Source organism: Paenibacillus forsythiae T98 (assembly GCF_000520735.1).
Lineage (GTDB): Bacteria > Bacillota > Bacilli > Paenibacillales > Paenibacillaceae > Paenibacillus_AQ > Paenibacillus_AQ forsythiae.
The window spans coordinates 1-335 of the sequence record NZ_ASSC01000734.1 but is presented as its reverse complement, the minus strand read 5'-3'; the positions used below and the strand labels follow the sequence as shown (position 1 = coordinate 335).

The 335-nt window shown below is 62.7% G+C and carries 1 protein-coding gene; it reads left to right on the top strand.

Translation table 11 applies throughout. The features are described from left to right. Window positions 1–335, top strand: a 335-nt coding sequence (locus tag L692_RS33155) for a hypothetical protein (RefSeq protein ID WP_415752773.1), incomplete at both ends; no start/stop codon positions are given.

The following is a 335-nucleotide window of genomic DNA, read 5'->3' as shown; positions in this document are numbered from 1 at the left end:
CCTGCTACTGTGGCTATCGATCTGCTGCTTCATTTGGGCTTGCTGGAGCGAAGAGATCAGACCTTCTCGCTCGCGGTCCCTGCCGTGAAGGCTTGGCTGCGCCTTGATGACAGCGAAATGTTTGCGCTTCTTCTAGGCGCGGTTTCCAGGCGATATGGGCGCAGGACGGCCGCCGACCGGCATTTGCGCTCCCTGCTCGCCCGCCCGGAATATGCGCCTGGCCGCTGGTATTCGCTTGAGGATACGATCGGCTGGATGGAGGCTCAAGGCTTGTCCGCTCTCGGGGAAAGGGCAGAGCTGAAGGCGGCCTCCACCGCATGGCTGCGCAGCCTTGC